The sequence below is a fragment of the Bradyrhizobium sp. CIR48 genome (assembly GCF_014198315.1).
Lineage (GTDB): Bacteria > Pseudomonadota > Alphaproteobacteria > Rhizobiales > Xanthobacteraceae > Bradyrhizobium.
This window is the reverse complement of sequence record NZ_JACIHG010000001.1, coordinates 470,713-488,256: the sequence shown is the minus strand read 5'-3', so window position 1 is coordinate 488,256 and position 17,544 is coordinate 470,713. Positions and strand designations below refer to the sequence as shown.

The window sequence follows — 17,544 nt, the reverse complement described above, 5'->3', positions numbered from 1 at the left end:
AACAGGCGTTCCGCGCATGGCGCGCCCATCCATCGAAAGATTGAAACGCATGCCGCGCGCGGTTCAATATTCATCTGCCATTCATCGACGCAACGCGTAAGCGGCGCTGGCGGACCGTCAGTCGACTGCAATCAGTTGACCTGCAACATGAACGCGTCGAAGTACGATGCAAGCCCGGCAAAGTCAGAGAGCGGCAGCACGTTCGCGACATACTGGTCCGGGCGCACCACGACCATGCAGCCGGCTTTCCGATCGATGCCGCGCATGGCGAAAACGTCCTGCCCGCTCTTGAAGTCCGGACAGAACATCTTCTCGTAGTCGGACAAGCCGTAACGGCCTTTGCTCGGAAGCAACATAGGCGGCATCGCCTCGATCGCGAGTTCTCGATGATCCTGCTGAAACACCGCGCGCAGATCGATCACGCTGTCGATGTCGGAGCTTCGGGTCGTGTATCGCCGGATCGGAGATTTCGGGGATTCCGCGAGAAAACTGCACAATTTACGAATGGCCGAGTCCGATGCTGCGGGATTTTCAGCAGGCGAAAACGCATAGATCCGGAAGCGGCCATCAGCCTGCGCGGCGTGGCCGAGATGAAACGGCTTGGCATCCGCCAGCCGGATCACCGGGGCGGAATGGAAGCGCTTGCCGATGACGAGGCCTTGCGCGAGGTGCTGATGCGAGGCTGCACCGGTGAGGATCGATGGCGTGTAATGTGTCGCCGTGCCCGCGGTGTAGCGGCCATGCCTGACAAAATAGTCCTGAGTCCTGGCGGCGTCGGCGCCACCCGCTTTTGCTGACGAAGCCAGAATCCCCGCCCACTCGCGATCAAAATCGATCAGCTCTTTCGCAACCGCCTGACGCTCCGCCGAATAGGAATGCAGCAGGTGTGGGGCGCACTGCTTCCGCATGACGGCGGCAAGCTTCCAGCCGAGATTGAAGGCATCCTGCATCGAGACGTTCATGCCCTGCCCCGCCTTCGGGCTGTGGGTATGACAGGCATCGCCGGCGATGAAGATGCGCGGCAGGCGCGTTGCGATCTCCGCTTCCGGCACGTCGTCGAACTTGTCGGTGAGACGCTGGCCGATCTCGTAGACCGACCACCAGGCGATCTCCTTCACGTCCAGCGTATGGGGCTTCAGGATCCGCTGCGCTTTCGCGATCACGTCATCGGCGGTGATGTTGCGGCTGGCGACGCGCTCGCCGACATCGAGCTTGGCGAGCTCGACATAGATGCGGACCATGTAGCCGCCTTCGCGCGGAATGATCAGCAGGCTGCCGTCCTTCGCCGATTGGATCAGCGACTTGAAGCGGATGTCCGGAAAATCGGTCACCGCCAGCACGTCCATCACGCCCCAGGCGTGGTTGGCGGAATCGCCATGCAGCTCGCGCCCGATCGACTTGCGCACGGTGCTGCGCGCGCCATCGCAGCCGACGACATAGCGCGCCTTGATCGTCTCGACCTTGCCCTCGCTTCCCCCATCGACGCGTTCGAGGCGCGCGGTCACGGCATGGTCGGCCGGACCCGCGTCCGGATCGACCTCGAGGTCGAGCAGGCGGCGGCTGTAATGTGGGGCGAGCTTGGCCGGCGATTTGCGCATCACGTCGAGAAAGCCGTCGTGGATGCGCGCCTGGTTGAGGATGACATGCGGGAATTCGGACAGGCCGTCCTCGACGTCCTGCACCCTTCCGCTGCGGACGATGGTCTCGGGCAGGCGCTCGTCCGGCTTCCAGAATGTCGTCTCGTTGACCCAATAGGCCTCCTTCAGCACGCGCTCGCTGAAGCCGTAGGCGTGAAACATTTCCATGGTGCGGCAGGCGATGCCATCGGCCTGCCCGACCAGCAAGCGATCCGGCTTCTGCTCGACGATGCAGGTCTTGATGTCGGGGAATTGCGCGAGCTGGGCAGCGAGCGTGAGGCCCGCAGGACCACAGCCGACGATGAGGACATCGACCTCGCCAGGCACGGCGCCCGCCGCGCCCGGGGCCTGAACGCGCTCGGCGGGGTCGGCGATGTCAGGGTCGCCCGGCTGAAATCCATTCAGATGGAATTGCATGAGCCTCTCCCGTCAACCTGTTTTGATATTGCTCAGTATGCTGACTATCAGTATACTTGTCAACGATAGCGCACCGCCCCGCCTTTGAGGAGAATTCGGTGAAAGACAACAACGACATGCCCGGGCATTTGGCGCGCCGGTTCCAGCAGATCGCCGTCGCGGTGTTCCTGGCCGAGGTCGAGGATGCCGGCTTCGATCTCACGCCGGTGCAATACGCCGCGCTCGCGACCATCAAGGCCAATCCGGGGCTCGACCAGGTGACGCTTGCAGGCTTGATCGCCTATGACCGCACCACCATCACCGGCGTGATCGACCGCCTCGTGCAGAAGGGACTGGCCGAGCGCCGCGCTTCCAGCCGCGATCGCCGCGCCCACGAGCTCGAGATCACCGACGAAGGCCGGCGCACGCTGCGCAAGATCACCCCGGCCGTGGAATCGGCCCAGCGCATCCTGCTGCGTGGCCTCAGCGCAAAGGAGGGCGAGGATCTGATGCGGCTGCTTCGCAAGGCGATTGCCGCCGGCAACGATCTGAGCCGCGCACCGCTGCGCGAAACTCCGGTATGATACGGTATGTTTGCCTGCAATTGTCGCAGGGCTGCGAAACCTTGAACTAACCTTCGGCTGCTACGGTCCGCAACATTCTGCGCTTAACGCGCGATTAACTTTGCGCTTCGGGGGTTCGGATGTTCAGGTTTCTCATCGCGGCCGCGGCCATCGCACTCACGTCAGGCCATGCGCTCGCAAACGGCCATGGCGGCGGCGACCCTCCTCCGCCCAAGCCCGAAGCGACGGTCGCGCCGGCGAAGGTTGTTCTGACCAAGCAGGGACCCAAGCTCGTCGATCTCAAGGGCATGACGCTCTACACCTACGAGCGCGACACCACGGGAAAGACGTCGAACTGCAACGGCAAGTGCACCGAGAGCTGGGTGCCGCTCGCCGCGACGGCCGACGCCAAGGCGGTCGGCGACTTCACCGTGATCAGCCGCGACGACGGCAGCAGGATGTGGGCGTACCGCTATCGCCCGCTCTACACCTCCCCCGCCGACAAGACGCCGGGTGAAGCCAACGGCAATGCGACGACGCTGCAATGGCGCGTTGCCCGGCCTGAGAACTAGAGCGAGATCGTCACCGGTTGTCGCGACCGGTCGGGCCGGCCAGTTCGTTCGGAACGGGCCTGAAGGCCGGCATATCTGCGCTCGGCTGAAGCGGCTTGATCTCGGCATCCACCACCACGGGCCCGGTCGCGAACCAGAGCACCGCCACGGCCGCGATTGCCAATCCCGCGCCAAGCGCCGCAAGCTCTTTCATGTCTCTGTCCCAGGCGATCAGTTGCTGAGGATGACGCCATGTTGGTGGCGCGACGGATGATCGGCATCGACCAGCGTGTTCGGATCGGTCGCGATCACGGCTTCCGGTAGCGGCATCGGCTCGAGGCCGGCGAAGCGGCGGTAGATCGCGCCCATGACAGTCCCGCAGAATGCTGCCGGCACCACGAGAAAGGCAAGCAGTGGCACCGCGAACGCAAGCAACAGCATACAGGCGAACGCCGCAACGCCGCCAATCGCCGCGTACTCCCATGCGTTGCGGCGGCTCATCGCTCGCGCGGCGTGGTGAACGCAGAGCATGAAGATGCTCGAAGGAATGACAGAGATTACCATCATGACCATGAAGGTCTGCGCCGGGATCACCGCCGCGAAGATATGTGCGGTGCTCTTGTCGCCGAAACCGTTCATCAGCAGCGGCAACAACGTGTAGGGCAGCAGAGTTGCGAGCACCGTCGGTATCAGCGCGGCGATGATGATGCCCGCGAAGGACGTGCGGACGCGGACCGGCCCGTTGAACGCCAGCGGCAGCGGCTTTCCTGACGCGTCGGCAGCGGAAGCATCCACGGCTGCGCGCGCAACAGGGCTCAGCCTGGCGAACTGGCCGTAGAGGAAGCCACCGATCATTCCCGCAATGGTCGGCAACAGTCCGATCGTCATCACTGTGCCGTCGCCGGGCGCCGTCAGCTGGATGTGGTTGCGGATCGCAATGCCGTAGCTCACCGCCGCCATGACGCCGCCCATCAGGCCGTAGGCGAGCCGGCTGGAGACCGTCCATTGCCGCAGCACAATATGTCCGGCGAACAGCAAGGCGGCGTTCATCGCCATGCGGCCAGCATACAGCACCAGGATCTGATCCGGCGCGGGCACCCCCACCGGATCGTTCACCTGTCCGCCCGCGAGGGCATAGACCAGCAGCACGGCTTCGACGATGGCCAGCGGAATCAGCGCTGCGAACAACGCGCGCGGCGAATTCTTCACGAGATACATGCGAGCAACCCCTTGCTCGCTGCACGCTAGGCGCGAGACGTTAGAGACCGCGCAAGACAAAGGCTAAAATTGTCCGCAAGCAGGGCGCCGGACGTGCACGCCTGCGAACCTTCACCCGCGCCAGCGCGCGCCCGTCTCGGCCTGCGCGTTCTGCCCGGGCGGCAGCACCACGACCATCGAATTGAGCTTCACCCGGTCGTAGAGATCGATCACGTCCTCGTTGCGCATCCGGATGCAGCCGGACGAGATCGCCTGCCCGATATATTCCGGCTGGTTGGTGCCGTGGATGCGGTAGAGCGTGTCCTTGTTGCCGGAATAGAGATAGATGCCCCGCGCGCCCAAGGGATTGGCGGGACCGCCGGGAACGCGCGCCGGATACGGTCCGAGCCGTGCCTGGATATCAGCCGTCGGAACCCAGTCCGGCCATTCCGCCAGGCGGCCGACCCGCGCGACGCCGGAGAACGCCATGGCTTCCTCGCCGACCGCGACCCCGTAGCGGATCGCCTTGCCACCAGGCAGCACGTAATAGAGGTAGCGCGCGTCGGTATCGACCAGAATGGTACCTGGTTGCTCCTTGCGCTGGTAGTCGACGACGTGACGGAGATATTGCTCGGGCACATTCGCTTGCGCGTAAGGCGTGTGCGCAAGCAACTGCCGGTCGCGCGGCGTCATGCTCGCGTCGGTCGACGGCGAAAGCGTGGCCTGCATGCAGCCGCCCAGCGGCAGCAAGGCAACGACGAACAAAGCGATTAAAGATCTTGGCACCGCCGGCCCCCGATAGCGGATAGCAGCGCCCCCAGCATCCCCAGATGCTGCCAAAATCGTGCTGAAAACAAGGCAGCGCGGAACACGTGCGCGTGTTCAACAAAAGGGGTTCCATCACCACAAACGGCGGAAGACAGTCGCATCATCTCCATCCCCTCGCCTTGCTTTGGTCAAACCCGGCTGGACTCGTGCGTCATCATGCGAGGCTCATCCGGTTGGGATGGGCTCGCCCCAATAGATCGGCTCGCGCCAATGCGGACGACCAGTATTTCAAGCGCCCGGCCTTCGAACACCGGGCTTCAAAGGAGCTGCGATGCTCGCGACGCTGAACCCCAAGCAAATCGTCGATGAGATCGTGAAGGACACGGTCAAGGACAACGATCCGCACGACGCGATTCAGATTTCGCCCGACATTGTGCTGGCCTCGCGCCCCGTCAGCGTTGCGCCCGCGCTCGCGCCTGACATCGCGACGCGTCCGGAGCCGAAATTCGCCCCGGAGCCCAAACCCTTGCTCGATCGCAAAATCTCCATTGAGCCCAAATTCAGTCCCGTCTCGGAGCCGCAGGCGGCGCCTCCGCCCTCTGTCGACACGGCCGTCCGCGTCGCGGCGAGCGATGGTCTCGGTCCGCGGAAGCGATCCGCCGCGGGCAAGTGGCTGCGCGGCGCTTTCGTCACGTTTCTGTTTGCGGGCGGCAGTGCGGCCGCCACCATCGCGTGGGAGAAGCACGGCGACACCGCCAAACAGATGCTCGCCGAATGGACACCGGCATTGACGTCGCTGCTGCCGTCGACATCGCAGACCGCGCCGGTCGCTGCCGCACAGGCCGCGCCGCCCGCGGAACAGGCCGCCCCGCCCGTAGCGCAACCGGCAACCGATCAAACGGCCGATCAATCTGCGACGCCACCCGCAGTCCAGGTCGCGGCCGCCACGCCCGCAGCGACGCAGCCCGATGCAGCGCAGTCGGTGCAAGCGATGACGCGCGACCTCGCCGCGATGGCGCAGCAGATCGAAGCGCTCAAGGCCAACATCGCCGAGTTGAAGGCCGGACAGGAGCAGATGGCGCGCGAGATGGCAAAACCGCCTGCGCCGAAGCCGGTAGCTGAGGTCAAGCCTGTTGATCCGCGCGCACGTGCTGCTGCGGTCCCACCGCGAGCTCCATCACCGCCGCCGGTTCGCAAACCGAAACCGGTCGTGTCGCACACCTACATGCCGGCCTATTCGCCCGCGCCGCTCACAGCTCCGCCGCCGCCTTCGCAGGCTGCCGCGATGCCGCCGCCGGCCGCACCTGTTACCACGACCCAAGCAGTCGCGGATGACGACGGACCGGTCGTGCGTCCGCCGATGCCGTTGCGATAGACTGAGACCGCGCAAGCAGCACGGCGCGCTGCGACCACTCGCGTACGCTGTCCGAGTCGATGTGATGCGTTGAGTCCGGACAATTACGGAAAGCGATTTTTCTCGCTCAAGAGAAAAGGCCGTCGGGATCTATGCCGGCGGCCTTCTCTTGCAGCTGCCGGTTCCCGGAGCCCGGTTCTGCTGCAATTCCATGCCTTATGATCACGCCAACATATTTAATTAAATGTTAAGGCCATCACACGTTGCACATCATTTCTGCGCCATAAGCACAGAGATTGCCCGGTCCGTTCATCGGTAGATGTCGACTCAGTGGTACCATCCGACATGTGTTGAGACTTCCACTGAAGCTCATCTCGTCACACCGGGGAATTCGGATGCCGTACTACTCTTTCGATCTTGTGGTTGGTGGAGAGTTCAGGAACCAGGGCGGAATCATCCTCGAAGACATCGAGGTTGCCTCCGAGCGTGCCGACCAGCTCGCCACCGAGCTGTCGCAGGTGAAGCCGGAGCTGCAGCAGAAGGGTTGCGCGGTGCGCGTCACCGATCGCGACGACAACGAGCTTTACCGCACGCCGCTCGATCCCGTGCCGGCCTGGCGCCGCTAACTACTCGTCAAGCGCGGGCGGTTCGAACCAGTTCGTCAGCGACAGTCCGCCGTCGACGACGAAGGCTGCGCCGGTGACGTAAGCGGAGAGCTTGTTCGACAATACGGTGAGCGCCATCGGCGCAAGGTCATTGGCCTCGCCGAGACGCCCGAGCGGAATGTGCCGCGCCAGCGCGGGGTCCGCAACGAACCCGCCGGCGGCGATCGCGCCGGGCACCAGCGCATTGACGCGGATGTCGTGGCGGCCGAACGTCTTGGCCAACTCCTTCACCAGCATCGCCATCGCCGCCTTCGCCGTCGAATAATGCGGCAGGTTGCGCGGCGTGCCCGCATGCAGCGAGGTGAGAAACAGGAACGAGCCCGGCCGCTTCGCCGCGATCAGCCGCTTTGCGAGTTCGCGCGCCAGGTGAAAGCCGGCATCGAGATTGACGGCATACATCTGCTGCCAGATCCTGCGATCGACCGCGAGCGCATGATCGGCCTCCCGCCGCGGCGGCGAAGCGCTGTGGACGAAATGCGTGATACCGCCCAACGCTGCGTCCGCGGCGGCAAGCAGCGCGTCGCACGCATCCAGCTCGGCGAGATCGCCGACCCAGGGCACCGCCAGCTCGGGCCTCTTGCTCGCGCCGATCGCGGCGCTCACCCGCTCCGCGCTGATGTCGGCGAACACGGTCCGGACGCCCTCGCCGACCAGGGCCTGCGCGATGGCGCGCCCGATGCCGTTGCCCGCGCCGGTGACGAGCGCTGTGTCACTGGCAGGATCGAATGGCGTGCTGAACAGGCTCATGTCCCTCTCCGAGGCCGGGATGCGGGCCACGATAGCGCACCGCGCCCGGGCGCGACAAATTCGCCCCGGCACCATTGCGGAGCAGCCCGCCGGACGCTAGCCTTCCAAAAAATGGAGGAGATACCAAGGATGCGCTACGGTTTCCTGATGGCTGGCCTGTTGCTGATCGCCGCTCCGGCCCAGGCCGAGGACCATCTACGCTCGACCTATGTGACCCTGGTCCTGCAGGCCTTTGCCACCAAGGTCGAATGTCCGGGCACGGACGTCGTCTACCAGGATCTCGTGCAGAAGGCGCAGCAGATGAAGCTGCCTGACGGCACCACCGAGAAGGTGCGCAAGGCGATTGCCTGGATGCATACCGGCGGCAAGATGGGCGAGAAGCAGGACGACGATCTGATGGCCGAGGTCGCGGTGGCGACCCAGGCGACCGATCTCAACCAGCGCCGCCTCGGCATGCCCAACTGGTGCGAGGCCCAGAAGACCAACCTCGCCGGCCTGATCCGGGCCAAGGGCGGCTAGCAAGCGGCTGTCGTGGCGTTAAGCACACCGCGACGGAACCCTCATTTCGGCCAATAATCGTCACATTCCTCGCCAGCATGCGGGCTCCTTCGCACAGGAGAAGCCCAATGCGGATGACGCATCTCATGGTCGCCGGCTTGCTCGCGATGAGCGCAACGGTGGCCGCCCCGGCACAGGCAAAGAATTCCGACGCCCAAAAGGGCGAGGACAAATCGACCTCGTCGTCCTCGTGCAGCGCCTATCAGCAGGCGCCGGACGGATCGTGGGAACAGCTCCCCTGCAAAGAGGCGGGCGAGCGCGGTCAGCCGCAGACGCAGCATCGATCCCCGTCACGGGGGCCGGATCGCGAGGAACGCTGAAGCGTTTATGGCCCAGCGATCAGCTGTGGGCCGGCCCGCGAATGATCTTCATGGCGTCGGCGATGTGACGCCATTCCTTGGCCTCATCGGCCTCGCCGCGGCCCTCGCAGGCCTGGGCCTGCTCAGCGGCCTTCGCAATCGCAGCAAAACCATGCCGTTCGAGCATCTGCCGCGCGACGGTGTGGACCTGGACCTCGGACATCATGGGCGCTCTCCCGTCTGACCAGACCGCAGGCCGCATCGCTCCCGCGGTCGTTCACAACGATTGAGGGCGGGACCTCGTTCCGCACCGTCCCTATGGTCCCAAAACAAAGGCGGCCCGCTATGCCCAGCGGACCGCCTTCTCACCCACCCCAAAGCTGGAGTTCGTCGGCCGCGTCCCCTATGCGACCGCCGCTTTCTTGCGATCGAAGTCGTTGGGCACCTCGATATCGACCTCCAGGGTCGATACGTCGTCGCCACGCTCGAGCCGGACGATGACCTTGGTCGGGTCAAGCGTGACATGCTTGGACACGACGGCGAGAATTTCCTCACGCAGCACCCCGAGCAGATCGGGTTGGCCACGCATTCCGCGTTCATGGGCAAGCAGGATCTGCAGCCGCTCGCGAGCGACGGGTGCAGAGGCCTTTTTGCCGCGGAGAAGCCGAAGCAGACCCATGCTCATGCAGCCCTCCGTCGCAGCAGACGATCCATAAAACGCTTGCGCTCAGTCGGAACCTGCATCGGCACGGTGTCGCCGCACAGCCGGCGCGCCGCGTCGATATAGGCCCGCGCCGGTGCGCCGTCCGCGTTCGACAGCGTCACCGGTGTGCCGACATTGGAGGCCTTCAAAACGTCCTGGCTCTCGGGGATGATGCCGAGCAAGGGCGTTGCGAGGATTTCCAGGATGTCGTCGATGGTCAGCATCTCGCCGCGCGCGGCCCGCGAGGGGTCGTAGCGGGTGATGAGAATGTGCTTCTCGACGCGCTCGCCCTTCTCGGCCCGCACCGTCTTGGAATCGAGCATGCCGATGATGCGGTCGGAATCGCGCACCGAAGAGACTTCCGGATTGGTGACGATCACGGCCTCGTCGGCAAAGCGCATCGCCATGGAGGCGCCGCGCTCGATGCCGGCGGGGCTGTCGCAGATCACCCAGTCGAAACGGCTGCGCAGATCGTCGATGACCTTGCCGACGCCCTCTTCCGTCAGCGCATCCTTATCGCGGGTTTGCGAGGCTGGGAGCAGCCAGAGGTTTTCCAGCCGCTTGTCCTTGATCAGCGCCTGCGGCAGCTTTGCAACGCCCTGCACCACGTTGATGAGGTCGAACACGACGCGGCGTTCGGCGCCCATCACGAGGTCGAGGTTGCGCAGGCCGACGTCGAAGTCGACGACGACGACCTTGTCGCCGCGTTGCGCCAACGCGGCCCCCAGCGCGGCGGTCGTCGTGGTCTTGCCGACGCCCCCCTTGCCTGATGTCACGACCAGTACCTTTGCCATTTCTGAAATCTCCTTCTGGTCAGTTCAGCGCGGTAATTCGCATGGTGTTGCCCTGCAGCCAGGCCTGGGCCGGCTTGCCGCGCAGGGCCTCGTCGATATCGTCGGCGGTCTGATAAAACCCATCGATTGCAAGCAGTTCGGCTTCGATCTTCTGGCAATAGATGCGCGCGCTCGTGCGACCGTTCACGCCCGCCATGGCGCGGCCGCGTAGCGCGCCATAGACGTGGATGGAACCGCCGGCGACGACTTCGGCACCCGAGCCGACCGAGCCGAGGATGGTGACGTCGCCTTCGGGAAAGATCACGGTCTGGCCCGATCGAATTGGGTTCTCCAGCAGCAGCGATGTCGGCTTGGCCTCGGACTTCGTCTCGGCCCTCTTCGGCGCGTTCGGCTCGATCACGCAGCTGCGCCCGCCCGAGAGCAGCGGCGGCATCATCGGGGTCAGCCTCGCCTCCTCCACGCCCTCGATGCCGAGCACGCGGATGTTGCGGTCCTGAAGGCTGGTGAGCAGATGGCCGATACCGGACTGGCTGAGGTCGACCGAGGACAGGTCGATCACCACGGGCCGGCCGGCAAAGAAGCCCGGCGAGCGCGCAATGGTGGCATCGATCTCGTGCAGCCAGTCCTGCACCGGAACCGTCGGCGTAAACACGAAGGCCACATAAGAGCGCCCGCGCAGGCGCACCATTTGGCGTTGAGGTTTGACTGCAGCCTCCATATCGGCCGACTCGTTCCCTGTTATTGAATGGTTAACGATGCGGCGGATATGGTTAACGGCCGGTTAATTTCTCCGTGGGTTACCCGTCCCAAACTGTCATCGCCCGTGAAGGCGGGCGATCCAGTACTCAGAGACCCTATGGGTTCGTCGAAAGGCCGCGGCGTACTGGATGCCCCGGTCAAGCCGGGGCATGACACCGCTGTGTGGGGGCCAAGATGCCCTCCCTACTTCCTCACCTTGCTCGCATCCATCTTGATGTTCGGATCGAGCATCTTCGTCGTGAACGCCGTCGTCACATCGAACGGCTTTTCCATGCCGAGATAGGTCTGGACCAACTCGTAGTCCTTCTTCATCCGCTCGCCATCGATCCAGCCGAGACCCTTGGTGGTGGTGAACTCGTCGGTCATCAGGAACTTGATGCGCTCCCACTGGCGCTCCTGGTTCGCCTGGTCGAGACCGGAGACCTGGTCGAGCAGCGCTTTCAGGCACGGCGCGACGTCGGCAACGCAGGCCGCAAAGGCCTTCTGCGTGACGCGCACGAACTCTTCGACGACCTTCGGATTCTTCTGCAAGTAGGCGCCGTTGACGATCAGCGAATTGCCGTAAGGGTTGAGCCCGATGTCCTTCCAGTTGACGTAGCCGAGGTCCTGGCCGAACTCGATCACCTTCAGATCGTGCTCGTTGTAGAAGTCGCTGATGATGTCGACGGTGTGGCTCTTCAATGCCGCGATCTTCGCGGTCGGCCCGACATTGACGAAGCCGACGGCATCGGGCGCAAGCCCGGCGGCCTTGGCAAATGCCGGCCACATCACGCGCGAGGCATCGCCGGGCGGATTGCCGATCTTGTGGCCGGCAAAGTCCTTGACGCCGTTCACGCCGTAGCTCTTCAGCCAGTAGAAGGTTTGCCCGGTATTGGCATAGACGCTCATCACCGCGACGGTGTCGGCGCCCTTGCTCTTGGCCACCAGCATGGTGGCGAGATCGGCGACGCCGAACGGCGAGCCGCCGGAGCCGACCTTGGCGGCGGAAACGCCCGAGCCCTTTCCGGTCTCGATCGTGAGGTCGATGCCCGCCTTCTCGTACCAGCCTTGCGCCTTCGCATAATAATACGGCGCGTGATCGGCCGTCGGCGTCCAGTTCAGGATCAGATTGACCGCTTCGCCCGCATGCGCGGGCGCCGCGGCTGCACCGAGCATCAGGGTCAAGACCAGGGCCGAGCCCGCCGCCTGCAAACGCTTCATCGCATCTCTCCTCATTGCCGCGACCCGGCTTGTCGCTCTCCCCTTGTGAGGATACCAATGCAACAAGCCCGCCCTCAACTTGTCAACTGTTTGGTTGGAAATGCCCGCAAAACGATCTGGCGACACCGTGCCGCAGCGCCGCGACCCCGTCGCCACCCGCAACAAGCTGCTGACCGCGGCGCGCCTGGAATTTGCCCGGCACGGCTTTGCGGGCGCCCGCGTCGACGAGATCGCCGAGCGCGCCGGCGTCAACAAGCAGCTCGTCTACCACTATTTCGGCGACAAGGACGCGCTCTACCTCGCCGTACTCGAATGGGTCTATGAGGACATCCGCGAGCAGGAGCGCAAGCTCAATCTCGAAGGCCTGCCGCCGGAGAAAGCGATCCGCAAGCTGATCGAAGCTTCGTTCGACCATCTGGCCGCACACCCTGATTTCATCGTGCTTTTGAACGACGAAAACCGCGGCGGCGCCCGCCACGTCCGCGGCTCGACGCGGCTGGAAGCGATGCACTCCCCGCTGGTGAAGAGCGTCTCCCACATTCTCAACGAGGGGGTGCGCGCGGGCGTGTTCCGCAAGGGCGTCGACCCCGTCCAGCTCTATATCTCCATTGCGGGCCTCAGCTATTTCTTCTTCTCCAACACGCCGACGCTGTCGGCGATCTTCGGCAAGGACCTGTCGAGCCGCACCGCACGGCGCGCCCGCCGCCGCCATGTCGCCGATTTGGTACTGCAGTCGCTCCGGCCCTAATCAACCGAATGGTTGAAACTTCCCCGGAAGGCGGCTAGGCTTGCGACCTGCGGCATCGCCGCCGCGCCAACAGGGAGCAATCGGTGGCAGGAGACAGCGCACGCGCCTCGCGCAGCTTTGCGATCATCCTGATCGTGCACCTCGCCGTGCTCGTGCTCTGGCAGGTCGCGGTCGATGCCTTCCACGTGCCGAAATTCATCCTGCCCTCGCCGCTGGCGACGGTGCAGACGCTGGGGACCGCGAGCTACGCCTGGGGCGCCAACACACTGGTGACGGCGGTCGAGATCCTCGGCGGCTTCGCGCTCGGCGCCTTTGTCGGCGTTGCGCTTGCCGTGATCTTCAGCTGGGCGCCGCTGCTGAGCCTCGTGCTGCTGCCGCTGTTCGTGACGCTGAACATGATCCCGAAGGTCGCGCTCGGCCCGCTCTTCATCGTCTGGTTCTCCTACGGCATCATTCCGAACATCCTGATCGCCTTCAGCATCTGCTTCTTTCCGATCCTGCTCACCACCGCGCGAGGCCTGCGCGAGGTCGAGCCGGATCTGCTCGATCTCGTCAAATCGCTGCGCGGCTCGCGCTGGACGTTGTTCCGCAAGATCCAGCTGCCGGGATCGCTGCCTTACGTGTTCTCCGGCATGAAGGTCGGCGCCATCCTGGCGGTCGCCGGCGCCATCGTCGGCGAGTTCATCGCCTCCGAGCGCGGGCTCGGCTACCTCATGATCCAGGTGCAATCGGCGCTCGACACGCCCGCGATGGTGATGGCCGTCGTGCTGCTGACGCTGCTCGGGGTCGCTCTCTACGGCCTCGTCCTGATCCTCGAACGCATGTTCGTGGTCGGTGACGCAAGGCAAACCTGACAACGGCAGAACCAAGGGACAAATCCATGCTGCTCACCCGCCAGACGCTGCCGAAGACCATCCCCGATATCGCAGCCCTCGACGAGTTGCTGTGCCGTCCGACGCAAGCGCTGATCGACGACCTCGCCAAGGTCGAGGGCGACATCATGATCCTCGGCGTCGGCGGCAAGATGGGCCCGACGCTGGCCGGGCTCGCCAAGGCCGCCGCGCCCGATCGCCGGATCATCGGCGTGGCCCGCTTCAGCGACGCCGGCGTGAAGGACTGGCTGCACGCGCGCGGCGTCGAAACGATCAATTGCGACCTGATGGACGAGAAGGCAATTGCGGCGCTGCCGAAGGCGCCGAACATCATCTTCATGGCCGGCCGCAAGTTCGGCGCCGAGGGCGACCTGTCGCTGACCTGGGCGATGAACGCGCATGTGCCGGCGCTGGTGGCACAGGCCTTCCCGTCCTCGCGCATCGTGGCGTTCTCGACCGGCTGCATCTATCCCTTCGTCCCCGTCGACGGCAAAGGCTCGACCGAGGACATGGCGCCGAACCCGCCCGGCGAATACGCGCAATCCTGTGTCGGCCGCGAGCGGATGTTTGAGTATTTCTCGCACAAATTCGCAACGCCGGGCCGGCTGTTCCGTCTCAATTACGCAATCGACATGCGCTATGGCGTGCTGCACGACATCGCGACGAAGGTGCTCACGGGCACGCCGATCGACGTCAGCCTCGGTCATGTCAATTTCATCTGGCAGGGCGATGCCTCCGCGCAGGCACTGCGCTGCCTTGCGCACTGCACCGCGCCCACATCGCCGATCAATGTCAGCGGCCACGAGATTTTGGCGGTGCGCGATCTCGCGCAAAGTTTCGGCACAAGGTTCGGCCGCGCGCCGGTGCTGACAGGCAAGGAAGAGCCGACGGCATGGCTGACCGACACGTCGAAGGCGGTCAAGCTGTTCGGCCTTCCGGTCGTCGACACCGAGCAGTTGATCGCCTGGACCGCCGATTGGGTCTCGCGCGCCATGCCGAACCTCGGCAAGCCCACCAAATACGAGGTGCGTGATGGCCGTTACTGACGCCCCGCACATCGTCCAGCTCGGCGTCGACGACGCGATCGCGGGGCTGGCGTTGTCGACGGAAGCGCACTGGAACCAGACCGACGAGGATTGGCGCATCTTCCTGCGCGACGGCGTCGTGTTCGGCATTCGCGACGGCATGCGGCTGGTCGCAACCGCAGCACTGCTGCCCTATTCCGGCAACAACGCCTGGATCAGCATGGTGCTGGTATCAGGCACGCATCGCCGCCGTGGCCTTGCCACCCGTCTCGTCGACGCCTGCCTGGAGACGGCGCGTCAGAACGGCCTGACCAGCTGGCTCGATGCCACGCCGGACGGCGCCGCCGTTTACGGACCGCTGGGGTTTACTCCGACCGTGCAATTGCGCCGCCTGAAGCTGATGAAGCCTGCGCGGGCCGAAGCGCCGCCATCGTCATCCGGGACCATCGAAGCGCTTCGTGCGCGGGACCTGCGGGCCACCGGGTTCGACCGGACCGCCCTCCTCTCCGCCTTCGCACAGCGTTCTGGCTCGCGCATCGTCGGTGCGAACGGCGCCATCGCACTGGTTCGCGACGGCCGGACCGCCCGTCATATCGGCCCGTTGTTGGCCGACAATGCCGCGGCAGCTCTGGCGCTCGTTGACGCGATCGTGGGTTCCGAGACCAGCCCGCTCCTGCTCGACGCCGTCGCGTCGCAAGCAGCGTTCCTGGAAGGCTTGACCGCCTCCAGCTGGACCATCGAGCGGCCGTTCCAGCGCATGCGGTTCGGCCCCGCCACCGTCACGGGCGAGGAAATGCCATTCGCCGTCGCCGGCCCTGAATTCGGATAGGACATCATGCATCACAGCCAGATCAACAGCGACATCCGCAACCTGATCACTGAAGGCACCGTGATCCCGGCGCATCCGCTCGCGCTCACCGCTGCGCGCCAGCTCGACAAGACGCATCAGCGTGCGCTGACGCGCTATTACATCGACGCCGGCTCTGGCGGCCTTGCCGTCGGCGTGCACACGACGCAGTTCGCGATCCGCGACGTCGGTCTCTACCGTCCGGTGCTCGAGCTCGCCGCCGAGACCGCGGCCAACTGGACCAAGCGACCGCTGGCGATGGTCGCAGGCCTCGCGGGTCCGACAAACCAGGCGGTCACCGAAGCCCGTACCGCGCGCGACATCGGCTATCATGCCGGCCTGCTCAGCCTCGCCGCGATGAAGAGCGCCTCCGAGGACGAGATCATCGCGCACTGCACGGCGGTCGCCGCCGAGATCCCGCTGGTCGGCTTCTATCTTCAGCCGGCAGTCGGCGGCGTCATCCTCTCCACCCGGTTCTGGCAGCGCTTCGCCTCGATAGACAACGTCATCGCGATCAAGATCGCGCCGTTCAACCGCTATCGCACCCTCGACGTCCTGCGCGGCGTCGCCGCCGCGGGCGCGCTCGACCGCGTCGCGCTCTACACCGGCAATGACGACCACATCCTGCTCGATCTGATGCTGCCGTTCGATCTGCGCGACAACGGCGTCACCACGCGCACCTACTTCAAGGGCGGTCTGCTCGGCCATTGGTCGGTGTGGACGGCCAGTGCAATCAAGCAGTTCGAGCGCTGCAAGGCGGCGCGGCACAACGACAGCGTGCCGGCCGACCTGCTGGCACTCGATGCCCGCGTCACCGACTGCAACAGCGCCTTCTTCGACGTCGCCAACAATTTCCACGGCTGCATCGCCGGCTGCCACGAAGTGCTGCGGCGCCAGGGCCTGATGAAAGGCCTGTGGTGCCTCGATCCGAACGAGGGCCTCAGCCCCGGCCAGAAAGAGGAGATCGACCGCGTCTATCGCGCGCACGCCGACCTCAGCGACGATGCCTTCGTCGCCGCCAATCGGGACAAGTGGCTGGCATGAGCCCTGCCCCCTTCATCAGCCTGCAGGGCGTCCGCAAGGTCTATCGCAGCGGCGGCGCCGAATTCCTGGCGGTGTCCGACGTCACCATGGACGTGCAGGAAGGCGAGCTGGTTTCGCTGGTCGGCCCGTCCGGCTGCGGCAAGACCACCGTGATGAAGATCCTGGCCGGCCTGCACGGTGCCGACGGCGGCACGGTGAAGATCGGCAACGCCAACAGCCCGTTCGATCCGACCCGCGACATCGGCATGGTGTTCCAGCAGGCCTTGCTGCTGAAATGGCGGACGATCCTGGACAATGTGCTGCTGCCGGCCGAGATCGTCGGCCTGCCGATGAAGGCCGCGCGCGAGCGGGCGCGCGAACTTCTCAACCTCGTGGGCCTCGCCGGCTTTGAGCAGAAATATCCGCAGCAGCTCTCCGGCGGCATGCAGCAACGCACCGCGATCGCGCGCGCCTTCATTCACGACCCAAAGCTGATCCTGATGGACGAGCCGTTCGGCGCGCTGGACGCGCTGACGCGTGAGCAGATGAATCTGGAGATGCTGCGGATCTGGCGCGAGAGCGGCAAGACCATCATCTTCGTCACGCATTCGATCCAGGAAGCCGTGTTCCTGTCCTCGCACTGCGCGGTGCTGACGGCGGGACCTGCGAAGATGGCCGACTATTTCCCGATCGACCTGCCCTTCCCGCGCGACCTGCCGCTGAAGACGACCGATGCGTTCGGCGCCTATGCACGGCGGATCTACGCGAAGCTGGGGCTTGGGGCGGCGTAGGACCGCTTGCTCAGGTCCCGTAGGGTGGGCAAAGCGAAGCGTGCCCA

General features: G+C 64.9%; 22 protein-coding genes. 12 read left to right on the top strand and 10 right to left on the bottom strand.

Annotated features, from left to right (window positions below):
- Nucleotides 1-131 precede the first annotated feature (131 nt).
- Nucleotides 132-2,054, bottom strand: a complete 1,923-nt coding sequence (locus GGD66_RS02430) for an FAD-binding monooxygenase (RefSeq protein WP_183256783.1) — start codon at nt 2,052-2,054, stop codon at nt 132-134.
- A gap of 98 nt (nt 2,055-2,152) precedes the next feature.
- On the opposite strand from GGD66_RS02430, the gene GGD66_RS02425 reads away from it, so the two are divergent.
- Together GGD66_RS02425 and GGD66_RS02420 are read left to right on the top strand one after the other, a co-directional pair.
- Nucleotides 2,153-2,617, top strand: a complete 465-nt coding sequence (locus tag GGD66_RS02425; protein WP_183256782.1) for a MarR family winged helix-turn-helix transcriptional regulator — start codon at nt 2,153-2,155, stop codon at nt 2,615-2,617.
- A gap of 119 nt (nt 2,618-2,736) precedes the next feature.
- The gene (locus tag GGD66_RS02420; RefSeq protein ID WP_018322953.1) at nt 2,737-3,168 is read left to right on the top strand and encodes a hypothetical protein; all 432 of its coding nucleotides are present in this window, start codon (nt 2,737-2,739) and stop codon (nt 3,166-3,168) included.
- A gap of 10 nt (nt 3,169-3,178) precedes the next feature.
- Here the strand turns inward: GGD66_RS02420 and GGD66_RS02415 are convergent, their stop codons facing one another.
- From GGD66_RS02415 to GGD66_RS02405, 3 genes are all read right to left on the bottom strand, one after another.
- Nucleotides 3,179-3,361 (bottom strand): hypothetical protein, encoded by a 183-nt coding sequence (locus tag GGD66_RS02415; RefSeq protein WP_018322952.1) that lies wholly within the window; start codon nt 3,359-3,361, stop codon nt 3,179-3,181.
- A gap of 17 nt (nt 3,362-3,378) precedes the next feature.
- Complete coding sequence (locus GGD66_RS02410) at nt 3,379-4,365, bottom strand: hypothetical protein (protein ID WP_183256781.1); 987 nt, start codon at nt 4,363-4,365, stop codon at nt 3,379-3,381.
- Nucleotides 4,366-4,476: 111 nt separating this feature from the next.
- Entirely contained in the window at nt 4,477-5,073 is a 597-nt protein-coding gene (locus GGD66_RS02405; protein WP_177237477.1) for a L,D-transpeptidase, read from the bottom strand.
- A 370-nt stretch (nt 5,074-5,443) separates the two neighbouring features.
- Between GGD66_RS02405 and GGD66_RS02400 the strand changes: the two genes are divergently transcribed.
- Nucleotides 5,444-6,487, top strand: a complete 1,044-nt coding sequence (locus tag GGD66_RS02400; RefSeq protein WP_183256780.1) for a hypothetical protein — start codon at nt 5,444-5,446, stop codon at nt 6,485-6,487.
- 374 nt (nt 6,488-6,861) lie between these two features.
- Nucleotides 6,862-7,092: a DUF6894 family protein gene (locus GGD66_RS02395; RefSeq protein WP_183256779.1), complete on the top strand. Its 231-nt coding sequence runs from the start codon at nt 6,862-6,864 to the stop codon at nt 7,090-7,092.
- Here the strand turns inward: GGD66_RS02395 and GGD66_RS02390 are convergent, their stop codons facing one another.
- The gene (locus GGD66_RS02390) at nt 7,093-7,878 is read right to left on the bottom strand and encodes an SDR family NAD(P)-dependent oxidoreductase (protein ID WP_183256778.1); all 786 of its coding nucleotides are present in this window, start codon (nt 7,876-7,878) and stop codon (nt 7,093-7,095) included.
- A gap of 129 nt (nt 7,879-8,007) precedes the next feature.
- Here GGD66_RS02390 and GGD66_RS02385 point away from each other — a divergent pair, with 129 nt between their 5' ends.
- Both GGD66_RS02385 and GGD66_RS02380 read left to right on the top strand, forming a co-directional pair.
- On the top strand, nt 8,008-8,397 hold the full coding sequence (locus GGD66_RS02385; protein WP_092262000.1) for a hypothetical protein: 390 nt from the start codon (nt 8,008-8,010) through the stop codon (nt 8,395-8,397).
- A 107-nt stretch (nt 8,398-8,504) separates the two neighbouring features.
- Complete coding sequence (locus GGD66_RS02380; protein WP_092261999.1) at nt 8,505-8,756, top strand: hypothetical protein; 252 nt, start codon at nt 8,505-8,507, stop codon at nt 8,754-8,756.
- Nucleotides 8,757-8,775: 19 nt separating this feature from the next.
- Here GGD66_RS02380 and GGD66_RS02375 read toward each other — a convergent pair whose 3' ends face one another.
- The 5 genes from GGD66_RS02375 to GGD66_RS02355 form a co-directional block, all read right to left on the bottom strand.
- Entirely contained in the window at nt 8,776-8,961 is a 186-nt protein-coding gene (locus GGD66_RS02375) for a hypothetical protein (protein ID WP_091956924.1), read from the bottom strand.
- A gap of 177 nt (nt 8,962-9,138) precedes the next feature.
- A complete protein-coding gene (gene minE / locus GGD66_RS02370) occupies nt 9,139-9,420 on the bottom strand; it encodes a cell division topological specificity factor MinE (RefSeq protein ID WP_018322944.1) in 282 nt (93 codons plus the stop codon).
- Nucleotides 9,417-10,232 carry a septum site-determining protein MinD gene (gene minD / locus GGD66_RS02365; protein WP_018322943.1) on the bottom strand — a complete coding sequence of 272 codons (816 nt, stop codon included), beginning with the start codon at nt 10,230-10,232 and terminating at the stop codon, nt 9,417-9,419. The genes minE and minD overlap by 4 nt, the downstream gene beginning before the upstream one ends.
- Before the next feature lie 19 nt (nt 10,233-10,251).
- Nucleotides 10,252-10,950, bottom strand: a complete 699-nt coding sequence (gene minC / locus GGD66_RS02360; protein WP_183256777.1) for a septum site-determining protein MinC — start codon at nt 10,948-10,950, stop codon at nt 10,252-10,254.
- A gap of 224 nt (nt 10,951-11,174) precedes the next feature.
- Nucleotides 11,175-12,191, bottom strand: a complete 1,017-nt coding sequence (locus GGD66_RS02355; protein WP_179730631.1) for an ABC transporter substrate-binding protein — start codon at nt 12,189-12,191, stop codon at nt 11,175-11,177.
- A 100-nt stretch (nt 12,192-12,291) separates the two neighbouring features.
- Here GGD66_RS02355 and GGD66_RS02350 point away from each other — a divergent pair, with 100 nt between their 5' ends.
- The 6 genes from GGD66_RS02350 (at nt 12,292) to GGD66_RS02325 (ending at nt 17,497) form a co-directional block, all read left to right on the top strand.
- Nucleotides 12,292-12,939 (top strand): TetR/AcrR family transcriptional regulator, encoded by a 648-nt coding sequence (locus GGD66_RS02350; RefSeq protein WP_018322940.1) that lies wholly within the window; start codon nt 12,292-12,294, stop codon nt 12,937-12,939.
- 83 nt (nt 12,940-13,022) lie between these two features.
- Nucleotides 13,023-13,793: an ABC transporter permease gene (locus GGD66_RS02345; protein ID WP_091956929.1), complete on the top strand. Its 771-nt coding sequence runs from the start codon at nt 13,023-13,025 to the stop codon at nt 13,791-13,793.
- Nucleotides 13,794-13,819: 26 nt separating this feature from the next.
- Nucleotides 13,820-14,857, top strand: coding sequence for an NAD(P)-dependent oxidoreductase (locus GGD66_RS02340; protein WP_183256776.1), 1,038 nt, complete (start codon nt 13,820-13,822; stop codon nt 14,855-14,857).
- A complete protein-coding gene (locus tag GGD66_RS02335) occupies nt 14,844-15,665 on the top strand; it encodes a GNAT family N-acetyltransferase (RefSeq protein ID WP_183256775.1) in 822 nt (273 codons plus the stop codon). The genes GGD66_RS02340 and GGD66_RS02335 overlap by 14 nt, the downstream gene beginning before the upstream one ends.
- Before the next feature lie 6 nt (nt 15,666-15,671).
- Nucleotides 15,672-16,727, top strand: a complete 1,056-nt coding sequence (locus tag GGD66_RS02330) for a dihydrodipicolinate synthase family protein (RefSeq protein ID WP_183256774.1) — start codon at nt 15,672-15,674, stop codon at nt 16,725-16,727.
- Entirely contained in the window at nt 16,724-17,497 is a 774-nt protein-coding gene (locus tag GGD66_RS02325; RefSeq protein WP_183256773.1) for an ABC transporter ATP-binding protein, read from the top strand. The genes GGD66_RS02330 and GGD66_RS02325 overlap by 4 nt, the downstream gene beginning before the upstream one ends.
- Nucleotides 17,498-17,544 lie beyond the last annotated feature (47 nt).

Coding starts and splice junctions, on each gene's coding strand:
- GGD66_RS02430 (WP_183256783.1), bottom strand. CDS start 2,054: ATGCAATTCCATCTGAATGGATTTCAGCCGGGCGACCCTGACATCGCC.
- GGD66_RS02420 (WP_018322953.1), top strand. CDS start 2,737: ATGTTCAGGTTTCTCATCGCGGCCGCGGCCATCGCACTCACGTCAGGC.
- GGD66_RS02415 (WP_018322952.1), bottom strand. CDS start 3,361: ATGAAAGAGCTTGCGGCGCTTGGCGCGGGATTGGCAATCGCGGCCGTG.
- GGD66_RS02410 (WP_183256781.1), bottom strand. CDS start 4,365: ATGTATCTCGTGAAGAATTCGCCGCGCGCGTTGTTCGCAGCGCTGATT.
- GGD66_RS02405 (WP_177237477.1), bottom strand. CDS start 5,073: ATGCAGGCCACGCTTTCGCCGTCGACCGACGCGAGCATGACGCCGCGC.
- GGD66_RS02400 (WP_183256780.1), top strand. CDS start 5,444: ATGCTCGCGACGCTGAACCCCAAGCAAATCGTCGATGAGATCGTGAAG.
- GGD66_RS02395 (WP_183256779.1), top strand. CDS start 6,862: ATGCCGTACTACTCTTTCGATCTTGTGGTTGGTGGAGAGTTCAGGAAC.
- GGD66_RS02390 (WP_183256778.1), bottom strand. CDS start 7,878: ATGAGCCTGTTCAGCACGCCATTCGATCCTGCCAGTGACACAGCGCTC.
- GGD66_RS02385 (WP_092262000.1), top strand. CDS start 8,008: ATGCGCTACGGTTTCCTGATGGCTGGCCTGTTGCTGATCGCCGCTCCG.
- GGD66_RS02380 (WP_092261999.1), top strand. CDS start 8,505: ATGCGGATGACGCATCTCATGGTCGCCGGCTTGCTCGCGATGAGCGCA.
- GGD66_RS02375 (WP_091956924.1), bottom strand. CDS start 8,961: ATGATGTCCGAGGTCCAGGTCCACACCGTCGCGCGGCAGATGCTCGAA.
- minE (WP_018322944.1), bottom strand. CDS start 9,420: ATGAGCATGGGTCTGCTTCGGCTTCTCCGCGGCAAAAAGGCCTCTGCA.
- minD (WP_018322943.1), bottom strand. CDS start 10,232: ATGGCAAAGGTACTGGTCGTGACATCAGGCAAGGGGGGCGTCGGCAAG.
- minC (WP_183256777.1), bottom strand. CDS start 10,950: ATGGAGGCTGCAGTCAAACCTCAACGCCAAATGGTGCGCCTGCGCGGG.
- GGD66_RS02355 (WP_179730631.1), bottom strand. CDS start 12,191: ATGAAGCGTTTGCAGGCGGCGGGCTCGGCCCTGGTCTTGACCCTGATG.
- GGD66_RS02350 (WP_018322940.1), top strand. CDS start 12,292: ATGCCCGCAAAACGATCTGGCGACACCGTGCCGCAGCGCCGCGACCCC.
- GGD66_RS02340 (WP_183256776.1), top strand. CDS start 13,820: ATGCTGCTCACCCGCCAGACGCTGCCGAAGACCATCCCCGATATCGCA.
- GGD66_RS02335 (WP_183256775.1), top strand. CDS start 14,844: ATGGCCGTTACTGACGCCCCGCACATCGTCCAGCTCGGCGTCGACGAC.
- GGD66_RS02330 (WP_183256774.1), top strand. CDS start 15,672: ATGCATCACAGCCAGATCAACAGCGACATCCGCAACCTGATCACTGAA.
- GGD66_RS02325 (WP_183256773.1), top strand. CDS start 16,724: ATGAGCCCTGCCCCCTTCATCAGCCTGCAGGGCGTCCGCAAGGTCTAT.